The sequence below is a fragment of the Beduini massiliensis genome, from assembly GCF_000829905.1.
GTDB classification, from domain to species: Bacteria; Bacillota_I; Bacilli_A; order Erysipelotrichales; family Coprobacillaceae; genus Beduini; species Beduini massiliensis.
Genome location: NZ_CDPP01000004.1, coordinates 525,502 through 542,488, shown reverse-complemented (window position 1 = coordinate 542,488; position 16,987 = coordinate 525,502). Strand labels below are relative to the sequence as shown.

The window sequence follows — 16,987 nt, the reverse complement described above, 5'->3', positions numbered from 1 at the left end:
ATATGAAATTTTTCTTAATCAGCGATAATACAGACACATTAATGGGATTAAGATTAGTAGGGATTGAAGGGATCGTACTTCATGAACGTCACGAATTTTTAGTGAAGCTTGAAGAGAAAATGAAAGATCCTTCAATCGCTGTAATTTTAGTAACTACAAAGCTCATCGAGCTGTGTCCAGATATTATATCTGAAGTCAAATTAAAACAACCAAAACCTTTAATTGTTGAAATACCGGATCGTCATGGCGAATCTAAGATCGGTGAGACGATTGACAGATATGTATCTGAAGCAATTGGGGTTAAACTATAGGAGATATGTGTTATGCAGAATATCGAACAAGTATTTCTCTATATGAAAGATGAAATTACATCAGTAGCAAGCAAGGAACGTCAGGCTATTCTTGAAGAAGTGAAAAAACTTGAAGAACAAGCGGATCAACAAATGAAAGAAGAAGCTAAACGAGATGCTGACTTACAAATGAGTCAGGAATTAGCGGAGATTTCTTCTACTGCTTCTGCCGAGATTTCTGAAAGTCATAGCGAAAGAACAAAAAAACTGATTGAAAAAAGAGATGAATATGTAAGTAATGTATTCGCTCAGGCAAAAGATAAATTAGTTGAATTTACTAAGAGTGCTGACTACAGCGATTTCTTAATTGAAAAAGTGAAAAAAGCAGCAGCTTACGGATTAGAAAATTCAGTCATGTATGTTAGAGAAGAAGATTTAGCTTTGAAAGATAAATTAGTAGCTGCTTATGGAAAAGATATTACCGTAGAAAAAAGTGAAGATATCACAATCGGCGGTTTTATCATTGAAAATAAAGCAGATAAATTAGTGATCAATGAATCACTGGACAGTGCTTTGGAAGGCCAAAAAGATTGGTTCTATAAAAACTCTGGTTTAATTATTAAGTAGGATGCAGGCGTTGTCCTGCTGGAGGTGACAATGTGAGTAATAGTGTAATTTATTCAATCAATGGTCCCGTCGTTAAAGTAAAACAAGCAACTGAATTCTCAATGTTGGAAATGGTATATGTAGGGGAAGCACGTTTAATGGGAGAAGTTATTTCTGTTAATAAAGATTTCACTACGATCCAAGTATATGAAACAACTACAGGATTAAAGCCGGGAGAACCAGTATACAGTACTGGAAATCCGATTTCGGTTACTTTAGGGCCAGGGATTTTAAGAAATATTTTTGATGGTATCGAAAGACCATTACAAGAAATGGCAAAAGAATCTGGTGCTTTCATTGCAACAGGAAGTAACGTTGCACCACTGGATGAAGAAAAACAATGGGATGTAACAATGATTGCCAAAGTCGGTGATGAAGTAGCCGGTGGTTTCATTTATGCAACTTGTCCGGAAACGGATTTGATTGAACATCGTTGTATGGTAAGTCCGTTCATCAGCGGTAAAGTCATTGAAGTAAAACCTAGCGGTTTATATCGTGTCAATGATGTTGTGATGAAAGTAGAAGATAAAGAAGGCAACATTCATGAATGCAGCCTTTGCCAAAAATGGCCAATCAAAAAATCAAGACCGGTTGCTAAACGTTTACCGATCTCTCGTCCATTAGTAACCGGACAGCGTGTTATTGATACCTTGTTCCCGATTGCTAAAGGGGGAGCTGCAGCGATTCCTGGCGGATTCGGTACAGGTAAAACGATGACTCAGCATCAGTTAGCAAAATGGTGTGATGCAGATGTAATCGTTTATGTGGGCTGCGGAGAACGTGGAAACGAAATGACACAGGTTTTGGAAGAGTTTAGTGAGTTAATTGACCCTAAATCAAACCGTCCATTAACAGACAGAACAGTATTGATTGCCAATACTTCAAACATGCCGGTAGCGGCTCGTGAAGCTAGTATTTATACAGGGGTAACTTTAGCTGAATATTATCGTGACATGGGATATCACGTAGCCATCATGGCAGACTCAACTTCTCGTTGGGCTGAAGCATTACGTGAGATTTCAGGTCGTTTGGAAGAAATGCCTGCTGAAGAAGGATTCCCTGCATACTTGCCATCAAGACTGTCACAGTTCTATGAACGTGCTGGTTATATGGAAACATTAAACAATAAAGAAGGTTCAGTCACCATTATCGGAGCTGTATCTCCTCAGGGGGCAGATTTCTCTGAACCGGTGACTCAGAATACAAAACGTTTCGTTCGTTGTTTCTGGGCATTAGATAAAGCATTAGCTTATGCAAGACATTACTTTGCTATCAATTGGAATCAGAGCTATAGTGAATATGTTCCTGATTTGGAAAGATGGTTTAATAAAAATGTCGGTCCTAAATTTGTGCGTGATCGTCAGGACTTAGCTTCTATTTTAGCGGAAGAAAGTAAATTGATGGAAATCGTAAAATTAATGGGTTCAGATGTATTGCCGGATGATCAGAAATTGATTATCGAAGTAGCTAAAGTCGTTCGTGTTGGTTACTTACAGCAAAATGCTTTCCATCCTGATGACACTTATGTGCCATTAGAAAAACAGTTAAAGATGATGGAAGTCATTCTTTACTTGAATAAACGTGGAAAAGAGTTTGTTTCTTCTGGTAAACCGATTCGTTTATTAGTAGAAACAGGAATCTTTGAAAAAGTAGTAAAAATGAAATATGATGTGCCTAATAGTAATATTGCTTTATTAGATGATTATATGAACGATATCGATGAAGCGATTGCTAGTATTGCGTAGAAAGGAGTATTACTATGAGTCTTCAATATATAGGTCTTAGTGAAATTAATGGATCATTAGTCGTACTGGATCACGTACAGGGTGCATCTTATGATGAAATGGTTGAATTACAATTAGATAATGGAACAACACGTTTAGGACGTATCGTTCAAATCGAAGGGGAACGTGTCGTTGTCCAAGTATTTGAAGGAACTAACGATCTTTCATTATCAAATACAAAAACAAAATTAGTCGGTCATCCAATGGAATTGGCTTTATCTAAAGAAATTTTGGGAAGAGTATTTAGTGGAGCGGGTAAACCAATCGATGGACTAGGGGATATTTATGCGGTTAAAACTGCCGATATTAATGGTCAGCCATTAAATCCGGTAGGACGTGTTTATCCAAGAAACTATATCAATACAGGGATTTCTTCAATCGACTGTTTGATGACCTTGATTCGTGGGCAGAAATTACCGATCTTTTCCGGGTCTGGGATGCCTCACAATCAATTAGCGGTACAAATCGTTAAACAAGCAAAGGTTGCGGATGATAATGGTAAAGGATTTGCCGTTGTCTTTGCGGCAATGGGGGTTACAAATGACGTTGCGGATTATTTCCGTCGTTCATTTGAAGAAGCCGGTGTTATGGAAAGAGTGGTTATGTTCTTGAACTTATCAAACGATCCTATCATCGAACGTATCTTAACGCCTCGTTGTGCTTTGACAGCTGCTGAATACTTAGCATTTGAACATGATATGCATGTGCTGGTTATTTATACGGATGTTACTTCATACTGTGAAGCTTTACGTGAGTTCTCTTCTAGTAAAGGAGAGATTCCGGGACGTAAGGGATATCCGGGATACCTGTATTCTGACTTGGCATCATTATATGAAAGAGCTGGAATTATCAAAGGGGCAGAGGGATCTGTAACTCAAATTCCGATCTTGACAATGCCTAACAACGATATCACGCACCCAGTGCCTGACTTAACTGGATATATTACAGAAGGGCAGATTACTTTGGATTCGGAATTGAATGCAATGGGAATTTATCCGCCAATTGGTGTCTTGCCATCACTTAGCCGTTTGATGAAAGATGGTATCGGTGAAGGCTATACAAGAGTTGATCACTCAGATGTTTCAAATCAGTTGTTTGCTTGCTACAACCATGTACAGGAAGTGCGTTCTTTAACATCTGTTATCGGGGAAGATGAGTTATCTCCTACTGATAAAAAATATATGGAATTTGGTAAATTATTTGAACAACATTTTATTAACCAAGGATTCGATGTCAATCGTAGTATCGTAGAAACTTTGGATTTAGGATGGAATCTTCTTTCTATCTTACCTAAAGGGGAATTAGACCGTATCGATAACGCTGTTGTGGATCAGCATTATGATCATGAAAAAGCAGTGAAAGATTTCGGACTAAGCGAAGATACGATTATTAAAGAATTACACAACGCAAACGCGTCAGGTAATTAATTATGGCGGCGCAAGTTTTCCCTACAAAAGGGAATCTGATTGCAACTAAGAAATCCTTAGAACTAGCGAACCTTGGTTATGATTTGCTTGATAAAAAAAGAAATGTCCTGATTCGCGAAATGATGAATCTGTTGGACGATGTGAAAAAGATTCGTGATGAGATTACCGATTCTTATCAAAGAGCTTACTATGCTTTGCAGGAAGCCAATATCTCATTAGGGGTTATTACAGATATCGTTGAGGCAGTACCAATCGATACCGGTCTTAGTGTAAGCTATCGAAGTGTCATGGGAGTCGAACTGCCAACAGTAAAATATGATAAACAACCGATTCGTTTAGGATATGGTTTTGAAAGAGCCAATTCCAAAGTGGACTATGCTTATCGATGCTTCTATCATGTGAAGGAATTGACTGTTACTTTGGCAGAGGTGGAAAATAGTGTATATCGTCTTGCGAATGCAATTCGTAAAACACAAAAAAGAGCGAATGCCTTGAAAAATATTTCTATCCCTGAATTTACCAATACAGTTAAATTCATTACAGAAGCGTTAGAAGAAAAAGATCGTGAAGAATTTACGAGACAAAAGGTAATTAAAAATCAAAAAGACAGTTTAGCGCAAAGCAGCTAAGCTGTTTTTTTATACTCATTTATTTTGTTCAATATTTATTAATTATCCCTGATAATTAAAATTGTTATATCTATATATTTAGTAGATTATAGAAGGAACATGTTCAAATTCATAAAACAATATCTACTTTTGAACGACAAATATTGACAATTTAGGGTTATTGTGCAATCATAGGTGGGTATGAAGAGAAAAGAAGGTAAGTATTGTGACAAAACAATTAAAGGATATTTTGAAAATAATAATAGGAAACATGTTGCTGACTGCCGCTTATGCGTTCGTTACCGTTCCTAATAAAATAGTAAACGGCGGGGTAACAAGTTGTTCCTTGATTATATCAAATTTTGTACCCGTAGATATTTCGATTATTGCAAATATTTTCACAATCGTTTTACTAGCGTTATGCTTTTTTAAATTAGGAAAAGAAAACTTTTTAAAATCGATTATCAGTAGTATCTGTTATATGGGATTTTTAAGTTTTTTTAGATCGTTGGGAATAGAGCTTATCATGAATCCGCTCATTTGCGTTGTGTTGGCTTCCATCTTAGTTGGGGTGGGATATTATTTGTGTATTAGTGCGAATGCATCAACAGTAGGATTTGATGTTATTGCATTAATTGTCAATAAGAAATATCCAACGATTCAGGTTGGAACGACTATTCGTGTCTTGAGTATTGCTGTATTAACGATGGGATTATTTACATATGGCTATATGGCGGTTATTTTTGGGATTTTGTTTAGTATCTTAGAAACTCAAGTAATGAATGTTTTGATTAAACTGGAAATAAAAAGCAGACAAGGAGAAAAAATCAATGAACTTAAAACAAGATCAATTTAACGTATTGGTATTAATTGAAAAATATCAAGGTGAAAACTATTCTTTACAACAATATGCTGACATCTTACATATGAGCGTGGTGGATTTAAACAATATTATTGAAGAATTATTAAATTTAGAATTAATTGAACAAACTTCGGATTATATCGTTACTTTAAAAGGGTATCGTTGGTTAGAACCTTATAAAGTAAAAAAAGCAATCTTTATGGCAGCAGGATTTGGTTCAAGAATGGTGCCAGTGACTTTAAATACTCCAAAACCATTAATTAAAGTGAACGGTAAAAGAATCATTGAAACATTATTAGATGCAGTCATTGCAGCCGGAATTACGGATATTACGATTGTCAGAGGGTATTTGGGAGAACAGTTCGATTTATTGCTTAAGAAATATCCAATGATTAAATTTATTGATAATTTTACTTATAGTGAAGCTAATAATATTGGAAGTGCCTTGATGATTAAGGATCTCTTGGATCATGCTTATGTATTGGAATCAGATTTAGTATTATATAACCCAGAAATTATTCGTAAGTATGAATATCAAAGTAACTATTTAGGTAAGAAAGTAGATTATACTGATGATTGGTGCTTTGAAGTAGTAGATGGACATATTAAGGAAGTAATGGTTGGTGGGAATGATTGTTATCATATGTATGGCATTTCTTATTGGGATCAGCCTTCTGCAAAAAATATGTCGGAAGATATTGCATCAGTTTACAACATGGAACCCGATGGAAAACAGAAGTATTGGGATGAAGTTTCTCTGCGTTTTTGCAAAGACCATTATGATATCTTAGTAAGACCTGTTTTTGAGGGAGATATTGTTGAGATTGATACGTATCAGGAATTAAAAGAAATTGATTCTATTTATGATTGCTAGTCAAGATTTATCTTGACTTTTTATTTTCTGATTCACTATAATAGTGTGAGATGGAGGGTATAAAATGTTATCAAGCAATGAATTTGAAGTATTAACTTATATAGAGAGAAACAGAGAACAGAAGATCCCTCAACGCCTTTTAGCGAAACTATTGGAATTATCTGTCGGAACAATAAATAAAACAATAACAAACTTATTTGACAAAGAATTGATTGCGGAGGTAGGAACCAGCCGTTATTCTCTAACTGCAAAAGGGTACGAAACGTTAGAACCTTATCGTGTAAAACGAGCTGTATTCTTTGCCGCAGGATTTGGTTCAAGATTAGTTCCGATTACTCTCAACACCCCTAAGCCCTTAATTCGTGTAAAAGAAAAGAGAATTATTGAGACGTTATTAGATGCCGTAGTGAATGCCGGAATAGAAGAAATTTATATTGTACGTGGTTATTTAAAGGAACAGTTTGAAGTGCTGTTGGAAAAATATCCAATGATTCGCTTTATTGAAAATCCGCTTTATAATGAATCAAATAATATTTCCAGTGCGTATTATGCTAAAGAATTGTTTGAAAATGCCTATATTTTAGAGTCTGATTTACTTTTATCAAACCCTGAGCTGATTCGAAAATATGAATATCATACAAATTATTTAGGGATAAAAAAAGAAAGAACCGATGACTGGTGCTTTCTAACAAATAATAAAGTGATTAAAAAAGTTCAGGTAGGAGGGATTGACTGTTATCAGATGGTAGGAATTTCCTATTGGGATCAAAAAGACGGCAGACAGATGGCGGAAGATATTGATACAGTATTTAAGAGTCCAGGTGGAAAAGAAAAGTATTGGGATGTTGTAGCTTTAGACATTTGTTTAAAAGCACATACTGTTTTTATACGCCCTTGTCAGCAAGAAGATATTATTGAAATTGATACATTCAATGAATTAAAAGAGATTGATCCAATCTATAATAGCTAAAACATATCATAAAAGGAATCCTAAGTAATGGATTCCTTTTATAATATCAATCTTACCGATAGAGTAGACGAACAGTTAAAATAAAGCATTTTTATAACCTTAATTCATAATTGCCGATAATATCTAAGTCATTATTGACAATGATAAAAGCGTGAGGGTCCTCTAGCGTTAACAGTTGTTTAAGTTGCTGGATTTCATATTTAGATAATACTGTCACAATGACATAAGTATCCGTCTGTGTATATCCGCCAGTCCCTTTCCAGTAAGTCGTTCCGCGTCGAAGATTTTCAAGAATCTTTTTATATAAATTTTCCTGTTTCGTAAAAATCATAACACTGGAATTAATGTTCTGTAAATGAATTTTATCTACCACAATCGAATAGACGGCAGAATAAATAATCGAATAGATAGCGACTTGCAGATCAAATAAAACAGCACAAGTACTATAAACAACAGCATTAATGATGAGTGTCATTTTTCCAACACTGAAGTCTTTAAATCTCTGAGTAAAATATAATCCTAATACATCAGCGCCACCACCTGAACCCCCTGCACGCAAGGTGAGTCCAACACCGGCCCCAGCCATTAATCCGCCAATTAAACAGGCAGTGATTTGTTCATCGATGATAGGGACTTGAGGGATAATTAAAATTGAAAATAGTACAGTTTGAGTTATTACACTAAAAAGAGTTTTAAAAAATAAATCTTTCCCAAACTTAGAATACGCTAAGAACAGCAGGGGAAGATTAATAAGAAAATTAATGATACCGGCAATATCAAACCCTGCTGGCAAATATATATAATCCTGTAGTAATGAACGGATGATCTGTGAAATTCCGACAGTTCCGCCGTTATAAAGCCCAACCGGAACGATAAACCAGTTTAAGCCAGCACAAAACAGCAAGGAACCAATAAACATCCACATATATTCTTTATTCTTTTTTGATTTCAATAGTTTCATATAATCCTGCTTTCTATAATAGTCGAATAAGGCACTTTAAAAGGAACCTCAGCCAACAACTATAGGGTTCCCTTATTTTGTATTAAGCAATATTATTTTCTTTTTTCCATGCCTGTAATTCTTCGTCACTAATATCTTTTTTTGTTTGATTATAGTATTTATTTATATCTTTCTTTTCCGGTGGCAGATAGCTGAATAAATCAATCATACCGTTATAAATACCATACGCTTCAAATACATAGACAGCACCAATCAATTTTACAATCAGTTTTTTTGTTTTATAAATAGTAGCGGCATCGCCCTCTTTTCCTTCTGTATAATAAAAACAACGAGGACCTTTTGATTTAATAAAATGATATTCTTCAACTGTATTCAATGCGTTGACAATTTTATGCGTAACAGGTGAAACAATAACGACAACCATATCTCTAATCTCCTTTATACTTATATTGTAAGGGCTTTAACTCAGCCGCTAAAGATGACTCGCCTTAAGCAAGTAAATGTATTGATCTGTTTAGTTATTTTACTTATCTATTGTATCATATTTAGACAGAAATTGAAGAGTAAATATAACTAAAATTATATTAAAAAGTTTTAGCACTCATCTTGACAAACTGCTAAAACGCGCTATAATAATCTTAGCACTAAAAAGTAATGAGTGCCAGAAGGAGGAATTAATATGTTGAAACCACTACATGATAATGTCATCCTAGAAAAAGAAAAGGTAGAAAATAAAACTGCAAGTGGCATTATATTAAGTGACAAACCAAAGGAACAACCATCTGTTGCGAAAGTAGTCGCAGTAGGTGAAGGAGAAGTTGTGGAAGGAAAGGTAGTTCCAATGCATGTCAGTGTTGGAGATAAAGTTATCTTTAAACGCTATGGTGGAACGGAAGTCACAATCGATGATCAGGATTATCTGATTGTCTCACAAAAGGATATTCTAGCAATTGTTGAATAGGAGGAAAAACAATGAGTAAAGAAATACGTTATTCAAAAGATGCAAGAACTTCCATGCTGAAGGGAGTCAACTTATTAGCCGATGCCGTAAAAGTGACATTAGGACCAAAAGGACGTAATGTTGTATTAGATAAAGGATATGGTTCTCCATTAATTACAAACGATGGAGTAAGTATCGCAAAAGAAATTGAATTAGAAGATACATTTGAAAATATGGGAGCTAAACTTGTTTATGAAGTTGCTAATAATACAAATGATGCAGCCGGAGACGGAACAACAACAGCTACAATTTTAGCTCAGTCAATGATTCAAAAAGGATTAAAAGCAGTAGAAAAAGGAAGTAATCCTGTTTTAATGCGTGAAGGAATTGAACTTGCCAGCAATGCTGTCGCTAAAAAATTATTAGATAAATCACGTAAAATTGAAACAGGAAACGATATTGCTTCAGTAGCAACAATCTCATCAGGAAGCAAAGAAATCGGAGATATCATTGCCGAAGCGATGGATAAAGTAGGAAAAGACGGAGTTATCAATGTTGATGAATCCAAAGGTTTTGACACATCATTGGAAATCAGTGAAGGAATGCAGTATGATAAAGGATTTATTTCACCATACATGGTCAGCAACCGTGAAAAGATGGAAATTGAAATGGAAAATTCATATCTGTTAGTAACCGATCAAAAAATTAATACGATTCAGGAAATCCTGCCTATTTTAGAAAAAGTCATGCAGGCAAATAAACCATTGTTGATTATTGCTGATGATATTGAAAATGAAGTAGTCTCAACCATCGTTGTTAATAAATTAAGAGGAACATTTAATGTTGTAGCTACCAAAGCTCCGGGATTCGGTGATAATCAAAAAGATATTCTAAATGATATCGCTACTTTATCAGGTGCTAAATTCTTCGCTAAAGATTTAAACATGGATATTAAAGATATTCAGTTAGAAGATTTAGGAACAGTAAAGAAAATTATCGTAGATAAAGATCATACAACACTGATTGGGGGAGCAGGTGCCGAAGATGAAATGAAAGCACGCATTGATGAAATCCGCTCTCAAATAGAAAACAGCAGCAGTGACTATGATAAAAAACGTTATCAGGAACGTTTAGGAAAATTAACAAATGGTATTGCTTTGATTAAAGTTGGAGCAACAACAGAAACTGAATTAAAAGAAAAGAAATTACGAATTGAAGATGCGTTAAACGCTACAAAGGCAGCAGTCAGTGAAGGAATCGTTATTGGTGGTGGTGCTGCCCTGATTGAAATTTATAAAGAAATCAGAGATGAATTAAAATCAGATATATTAGATGTTCAAAAAGGAATCAATGTGGTATTAGATTCATTAAGTATTCCATTGTATCAAATTGCTGAAAATGCCGGATATGATGGTGATGACATTGTCCGTGAACAGTTAGCAAAAGAAGAAAATATTGGATTTGACGCTAAAACCGGTCAATGGGTAGATATGTTTGATAGTGGTATTGTCGATCCGACAAAAGTAACTAGAAGTGCAATCTTGAATGCCGGGTCTATTTCGGGATTATTTATTACGACCGAAGCAGCAGTGGGAACAATCAAAGAAGCTGAAGCACCGGCAATGCCACAAATGCCAATGTATTAATAATTAGGAGCTTAGGCTCCTTTTTTATTTTCAATTAAGCAGAAAACATATATAATGATAGTTAAGGACAAAATAAAAGACGAGAGGGGGAGAAAGGTGGAAAATAAATCAAACTTACAATCTCTTTTGTCTGATGAGGAAAAAGAGTGTTGGCAGGAAAATATCTTTAATACAATGGAAACATTTGAAAATTTTCAAGCGAAAACTGAGAATCAAGTCATCAAAGCGAATTTGCAAATCATGATAGAAGATTTAGATGCATTATTTGATTATTACAGCAAGGGCAATGATTCCAAATCATTTGCACGTATCCATAGTTCGATCTTAGCAGTTTTAGATTTATTGAATTTGGAAAAGAAATATAATTCAGCAGGCAATCAAGGGGTACCGATAAATATCGAACAACCGATTCAAGAATTAAGACAGGCGCTGGATCTGGAAGTGCGAAAACTTTATGTTAAAAGTGTTGTTTCTGCTTTTGGCAAAGTCATTCAGTCAAAAGATAATTCTCCTTGTCAACAAGAAAAAGACCTTGAGCATATTAAAAAGACTTTAGCTTTATTAAAACAAAATAAAACAATAAGCTTAAAAAGTGATGCTGCTTCATTAAAACCAGTTAAGAAAGTACGCTTCATGCGTCAGTTTTCTTTTGAAGCAGTGGTTGGAAGCGTTATCTGTTGGTTTGCTTTCATCGTATTATGGCCTGATAAATATACAAATAACCTGTTAATTGATGCAGTTGTAGGGTTGGGTCTTTATATAGTATTTCTTTTCTTTATGCGTCGTTATGGACACTTTGAAAAAACGGCAGAAGAACCGATAGGGATTCAGCCGGGTATTGACAGAGAGCTTAACGAAGATCAAAAAGCAATGGGGAATAAAGCCAAAAAGCAGATCGTATTATTAAAAGATTATAATGAAAAGATTCCTGATGAGAAAGTGAGCCAAGATATTAATGACATTATATATTTAATAGAAGCTATCATGGTGTATCTTGAAAAATATCCAAATCAGGCAAGTTCGATGAATAAATTTTTAGATTACTATTTGCCAACGGTTATGAAACTTTTGGAAGTATATCAGTTATATGATGATATGCCAAATATAAGCACCGAAATGGAAACTACGCTTGAAAGAATAGAAGAATCATTGAAGAGCATGAAACAGGCGCTAGGAAAGAAGATAGAGCAGTTTTATCAGGAAGAATCTATGGCTGCAGGGGCAAACATTGCCATGTTGAGTACATTGCTTCATCAAGAGGGACTGCTTAAAGATTCACTTGGGGAATTAAAAGGGGGGAACAGCTGATGAGTGAAAATGACAGCGGAATGGTATACAGTGTGTATATTCCTTCTCCCACGCCGGCAGTAATCTTGCTTATTTTTTGGAGTATCTTTTATTTCACAGCCCCTAAAGAGCTTGTGTATAATATTCCGGCAGATCTCTTTATTTGTGCAGTCATTTATGGGGTAGCCTATCTTATTACTGGTGGGAAAAAGGTACGGGTGAGAGCTATCGATAATCGACAGGAGAAGTTTTTTAAAGAAAATCAAAAAGAAGCACTTGCACAAATGCAACAGGAAATGAATCAGTATATCACGGCTTTAAAAGCGTACAAAGAGGAAATCGAGTCAGATCGCTTAAACGATGTACTGGGAAAACTGGTTGTCATCATAAAAATCATGCTTCAGTATACAACCGACAACCCGGATCAGCTAAAATCTTTGCAAAAGTGGATTGATGCCTATATTCCGCTTTTTATTGATCTATTGAAGGTGTATCTAAAATATGAAAAAGACCCAACCATTACTCAAGAGATGAAAGATGCATTAGGTGAGATTGAAAAAAGCAGTCATTTTGTACAAATGGCATTAGAAGAAAAATTACAGGATTTGTATACTGAAAAAATCACAGATGTAACAGCGGATATTTCTGCCTTAGACATGATGCTGAAGCAGGAGTAATGATCAAGGTTATCGAAAAGATAATGAAATATAGGGGGAAAGAAAATGAAATACACAATACGACCAATTCAATCGGGAGATGAAGTAGGAATAAATCGTTTGCGCAGAATGCCGGGAGTATTTGAAAATATCTTAGGCATACCGTCAGAACGATTGGAAAAAAATCGTTTGGGCATTGAAAATTTAGGGGGAAATGACCATCGTTTTGTGGCGGTCACCGATGAGGGAGAGATTATTGGCGATATCGGTTTAACTGTCGAAAGCAACCCGCGCCGCCGTCATTGCGGAACGATTGGTATTATGGTGGATCATCGTTATCAGAATCAACATATCGGCAGCAGCTTAATGGAAGCGGCATTGGATATTGCGGATAATTGGCTAATGTTAGTAAGAGTTGAATTAAATGTTTTTGTCGATAATGAAAAAGCAATCAATCTATATAAAAAATATGGTTTTGAAATCGAAGGAACACAACATAAAGCATCCATTCGAAATGGGAAATACGTAGATGAATATATGATGGGAAGGATCAAAAAGTCCTAATTGAAAATAAACGAAAACCATGTATAATGTTAATTAAAGGATGTGCAAAAAATGGGGCAAATGACAATTAAAAATAAAATTTGTTCGCCGTATCCGTTTTATGGAGTAGGTGTTTTTTGCTTAATATATGCCTTTGTATTTGATCTGTACCGCCTATCCGATTATTTTATTTTAGCGGGACTTGGGATTGCCGTCTATTTAGGTTTAAAAAGCTTTGTTTTTCACGATGTAACGATTGAAAAGGACAAGGAGATCGTTGATGTTGAAAATACGTTGACTTTAGAGAAAATGGAAAAAGAAGCAGCGATACAAATAAAGATTATGAATGATTTGAACCAAGTAATTGCTGATGAAAAGATGAGTCGGGATCTTGATGAAATTGTCAGTACGATTCAGCAAATATTCAAATACTTGCGTGAACATCCAAAGGATACAACAAGTATAAGAAAACTATTGGCTTATTATATTCCATCTTTAATCGAGCTGCTTCAAACCTATGCTCGCTATGAAACGTTGGGAGAGCAAAAAGGAAAGGTAAAAGATACTGCTAGGGAAATTGAAGGGGCAGTCGAAATGATGAAACAAGCGATTCATCGTAAGTATGAAGCGTTATATCAAAATCAGATGATTGATGCCAATGCAGAAATTGAAGTGTTAAAAACAATGCTGCATCAAGATGGTTTATTGTTAGATGAAATGAAAGAGGAGAGAGATTAAATGGAAGAAAAAGAAGTGAAAATGCCAACTTTGACATTAGATCCACTAGGAGAAAGTGCGGCTGTGGAAGAACCAAAGATCAAACCAGTCGAAGAAGCATTGCCGGAATCTGATTTGGAAGAATCAAAATTAACACCGGAAGAAAAACAATTGGTGGAAGATTTTTCGGAAAAAATTGATATTACTAATTCTCAATTAGTTTTACAGTATGGAGCTGCAGCTCAAAATAAGATTTCTGGATTTTCAGAATCTACTTTAGATAAAGTCCGCACCAAAGACCTCGGAGAAATAGGGGATATGGTGTCATCTTTAGTCGGAGAATTAAAAGAAATGGATATGGGAACGGAAGAAAACAAAGGGTTCTTCGGAATGTTCAAAAAAGCAAGAAGCAAGACAGAAGAAATCAAGGCAAGATATTCAAAAGTTGGATCAAATGTGGATAAGATTACTCGTAATTTAGAGAACCATCAGGTAACTTTATTAAAAGATATCGCTATGTTAGATCAAATGTATGAATTAAATATGACAAACTATAAAGAATTGACACTTTATATTTTAGCGGGTAAGAAAAAACTGGAAAAAGCAAAAGCAGAAGAATTGCCTAAATTAGTAGAAAAAGCACAGCAGACCCAAACTCCGGAAGATTCACAGGCTGCAAATGACTATGCCAGCTTGATCAACCGTTTTGAAAAGAAGATTCATGACTTGGAACTGACACGAATTGTAGCCATTCAAATGGCACCGCAGATTCGTTTAGTTCAAAATAATGATACGTTGATGGCAGAAAAGATTCAGTCTGTCATTGTCAATACTATCCCATTATGGAAATCACAAATGGTATTAGCTTTAGGTATTCAGCACTCACGTGAAGCAATGGAAGCACAAAGAAGTGTTACTGAAATGACGAATGACTTATTGAAGAAAAATGCAGATACATTGAAAATGGGAACGATTGAAACAGCGAAAGAATCTGAACGTGGAATTATTGATTTAGAAACATTGAAGCATACTAATCAATCTTTGATTGAAACATTGGATGAAGTGGTTAAAATTCAAGATGAAGGTAAACAGAAACGTATCGAAGCTGAAAAAGAATTACAGCGTATTGAGGGAGAATTAAAACAAAAATTATTAGATATTCGTGCATAGTAAGCAGGTGAATACGAATGAACTTTAAAGATAATAAAACAGCCGCCATGATCATGGGATTAATGATCGCGGCGGCTGTCTTTTTAGGAGGCAGCAAAGCAGTTATTCAAAAAAGCAATCAGGTGGAATCCATCTATGTGCAGCAGCTTCAGCCTGAATTGGAACGCCAGTCGCAGTATGCGGCAAGCCTTATTGTTTTAGCTAAAAATGAGAGTAAAGATAAAGACTTAATCGATTCATTGGAAGCAGATTTGAATTTCTTTAATGAAGCCACCTCTAAGCACGAGAAATACTTATCCTTTGTTAAGCTGCAATCTTCGTTTGATGCACTAAAGATAAGTATGGTAGGACAAATGCTGACAACAGAAAATGAGCGTTTACTTAATCAAATCTATCAAAATTTCTATTCTGCTTATGATCTGATTTCTCGATCAAAAGAGAATTATAATCAGGCAGTAAAGAAGTGGAATGAAGAATTGACTCATTTTCCGGTTTCCTTTATTAAAGAATTTGTTGGGAAAGGGAATGCAGAATTATTTGCATGATGGATAAGAAAATGAAAAAGTATGTGACTATCCTAATCAGTATCTTCATTTTTATCGTTATGATAAATCCAATTCAAGCGATTGTAGAAGACAACGGTCAATATTGCAATGATAGTGCAGGTATCTTGTCAACTTCCACGATTTCGACGATAAATTCAAGAGGAGCCAGTATAGAAAGACAATATGGAGCACAGGTCGTTGTTGTGACAGTTAAAACAACCGAAGGGCTATCAACCCAAGATTATGCGATTCAGTTATTCAACGGTTGGGGACTTGGTGATCCTGATAAGAATAATGGCGTGTTGATTCTTATTGTAACGGAGCAAAAAGACTATTGGATTATGCAAGGAGACGGTATTAAATCCATTGTTTCAGATTCTTTTCTTTCTAACGTCGTATATAATTATCAGTTTAATGATATGGTGGATTATGGCAATGATTATAATACACGAATAAATGATGTGCATAAAAGTATTTGCTCCCATCTGCAATATTATTACCAGTCTATTTCTAACAAAACAAATGAGTTGACTTATCCGGTAAAAATAGCGTTGAGTGCAATATGGGGCAGTATCGTCATTTTGTTAGCATATCGCATTTTAAAGAATAAAAAAACAATGAAAGAATTAGAAGGAGTCGAAATCCTTCCCGCACCAAAATTGGTCTCAACGGAACCTAAAAAGAAAGAAAAAGCACCAAAAGTAAAAAAGAGTGAACCCAAAAGGACTCCGAGTCCCCCACAGACAACATCATCTTATACACCTTTTTATACTTTTTATGAAGAAGAATCACGTTCGACACCAAAAACAGTGGTTCGTTCACCAAGACCTACTACACGTACACATACCAGTTCAAGAGTTTCCGGACCGGTATCCAAACCGGCGTCTAAACCAAGTTCCCCATCTTCTCCAGTGAGCCGATCAAGAGGGAGTGGTGGTGGTCGTTCAAGTGGCGGCGGAGTAGGAAGGCATTAATCAGACATGGGGAAAGCCCTCATGTTTTATTTTATAGTTTACCATCTATTCATCTAAACACAAGAGT

19 protein-coding genes are annotated in these 16,987 nt (G+C 35.4%); 17 read left to right on the top strand and 2 right to left on the bottom strand.

Features of this window, described 5'->3' with window-relative positions; genetic code table 11:
* Positions 1–2 precede the first annotated feature (2 nt).
* The 8 genes from BN1225_RS06480 to BN1225_RS06445 all read left to right on the top strand — a co-directional run bounded on the left by BN1225_RS06480 (position 3) and on the right by BN1225_RS06445 (position 7,481).
* Entirely contained in the window at positions 3–311 is a 309-nt protein-coding gene (locus tag BN1225_RS06480) for a V-type ATP synthase subunit F (protein WP_041138962.1), read from the top strand.
* 12 nt (positions 312–323) lie between these two features.
* Positions 324–917: a V-type ATP synthase subunit E gene (locus tag BN1225_RS06475; RefSeq protein WP_041138961.1), complete on the top strand. Its 594-nt coding sequence runs from the start codon at positions 324–326 to the stop codon at positions 915–917.
* A gap of 32 nt (positions 918–949) precedes the next feature.
* The gene (locus BN1225_RS06470) at positions 950–2,701 is read left to right on the top strand and encodes a V-type ATP synthase subunit A (protein ID WP_041138960.1); all 1,752 of its coding nucleotides are present in this window, start codon (positions 950–952) and stop codon (positions 2,699–2,701) included.
* Between the two features lie 14 nt (positions 2,702–2,715).
* Positions 2,716–4,167, top strand: coding sequence for a V-type ATP synthase subunit B (locus BN1225_RS06465; RefSeq protein WP_041138959.1), 1,452 nt, complete (start codon positions 2,716–2,718; stop codon positions 4,165–4,167).
* A gap of 2 nt (positions 4,168–4,169) precedes the next feature.
* Positions 4,170–4,796 carry a V-type ATP synthase subunit D gene (locus BN1225_RS06460; protein ID WP_041138958.1) on the top strand — a complete coding sequence of 209 codons (627 nt, stop codon included), beginning with the start codon at positions 4,170–4,172 and terminating at the stop codon, positions 4,794–4,796.
* Between the two features lie 205 nt (positions 4,797–5,001).
* Positions 5,002–5,631: a YitT family protein gene (locus BN1225_RS06455; protein ID WP_242857698.1), complete on the top strand. Its 630-nt coding sequence runs from the start codon at positions 5,002–5,004 to the stop codon at positions 5,629–5,631.
* Entirely contained in the window at positions 5,606–6,511 is a 906-nt protein-coding gene (locus tag BN1225_RS06450) for a sugar phosphate nucleotidyltransferase (RefSeq protein WP_041138957.1), read from the top strand. The genes BN1225_RS06455 and BN1225_RS06450 overlap by 26 nt, the downstream gene beginning before the upstream one ends.
* Before the next feature lie 64 nt (positions 6,512–6,575).
* Complete coding sequence (locus BN1225_RS06445) at positions 6,576–7,481, top strand: CTP--phosphocholine cytidylyltransferase (RefSeq protein ID WP_041138956.1); 906 nt, start codon at positions 6,576–6,578, stop codon at positions 7,479–7,481.
* Between the two features lie 91 nt (positions 7,482–7,572).
* On the opposite strand, the gene BN1225_RS06440 is transcribed toward BN1225_RS06445, so the two are convergent.
* Together BN1225_RS06440 and BN1225_RS06435 are read right to left on the bottom strand one after the other, a co-directional pair.
* Complete coding sequence (locus BN1225_RS06440) at positions 7,573–8,442, bottom strand: YitT family protein (protein WP_041138955.1); 870 nt, start codon at positions 8,440–8,442, stop codon at positions 7,573–7,575.
* 82 nt (positions 8,443–8,524) lie between these two features.
* Positions 8,525–8,866 (bottom strand): hypothetical protein, encoded by a 342-nt coding sequence (locus BN1225_RS06435; protein WP_041138954.1) that lies wholly within the window; start codon positions 8,864–8,866, stop codon positions 8,525–8,527.
* A 255-nt stretch (positions 8,867–9,121) separates the two neighbouring features.
* Here BN1225_RS06435 and BN1225_RS06430 point away from each other — a divergent pair, with 255 nt between their 5' ends.
* From BN1225_RS06430 to BN1225_RS06390, 9 genes are all read left to right on the top strand, one after another.
* Entirely contained in the window at positions 9,122–9,403 is a 282-nt protein-coding gene (locus BN1225_RS06430; RefSeq protein ID WP_041138953.1) for a co-chaperone GroES, read from the top strand.
* A gap of 11 nt (positions 9,404–9,414) precedes the next feature.
* On the top strand, positions 9,415–11,028 hold the full coding sequence (gene groL / locus BN1225_RS06425; protein WP_041138952.1) for a chaperonin GroEL: 1,614 nt from the start codon (positions 9,415–9,417) through the stop codon (positions 11,026–11,028).
* Positions 11,029–11,124: 96 nt separating this feature from the next.
* Positions 11,125–12,336, top strand: a complete 1,212-nt coding sequence (locus BN1225_RS06420) for a 5-bromo-4-chloroindolyl phosphate hydrolysis family protein (protein WP_041138951.1) — start codon at positions 11,125–11,127, stop codon at positions 12,334–12,336.
* On the top strand, positions 12,336–12,992 hold the full coding sequence (locus tag BN1225_RS06415; RefSeq protein WP_041138950.1) for a 5-bromo-4-chloroindolyl phosphate hydrolysis family protein: 657 nt from the start codon (positions 12,336–12,338) through the stop codon (positions 12,990–12,992). Before BN1225_RS06420 ends, BN1225_RS06415 begins: the two co-directional genes overlap by 1 nt.
* A 45-nt stretch (positions 12,993–13,037) precedes the next feature.
* Positions 13,038–13,535: a GNAT family N-acetyltransferase gene (locus BN1225_RS06410; RefSeq protein WP_041138949.1), complete on the top strand. Its 498-nt coding sequence runs from the start codon at positions 13,038–13,040 to the stop codon at positions 13,533–13,535.
* Between the two features lie 51 nt (positions 13,536–13,586).
* Entirely contained in the window at positions 13,587–14,252 is a 666-nt protein-coding gene (locus BN1225_RS06405) for a 5-bromo-4-chloroindolyl phosphate hydrolysis family protein (protein ID WP_041138948.1), read from the top strand.
* Complete coding sequence (locus tag BN1225_RS06400; protein ID WP_041138947.1) at positions 14,253–15,401, top strand: toxic anion resistance protein; 1,149 nt, start codon at positions 14,253–14,255, stop codon at positions 15,399–15,401.
* 17 nt (positions 15,402–15,418) lie between these two features.
* Positions 15,419–15,946 carry a hypothetical protein gene (locus tag BN1225_RS06395; protein ID WP_041138946.1) on the top strand — a complete coding sequence of 176 codons (528 nt, stop codon included), beginning with the start codon at positions 15,419–15,421 and terminating at the stop codon, positions 15,944–15,946.
* A gap of 59 nt (positions 15,947–16,005) precedes the next feature.
* A complete protein-coding gene (locus BN1225_RS06390; RefSeq protein WP_187117540.1) occupies positions 16,006–16,920 on the top strand; it encodes a TPM domain-containing protein in 915 nt (304 codons plus the stop codon).
* Positions 16,921–16,987: the final 67 nt, after the last annotated feature.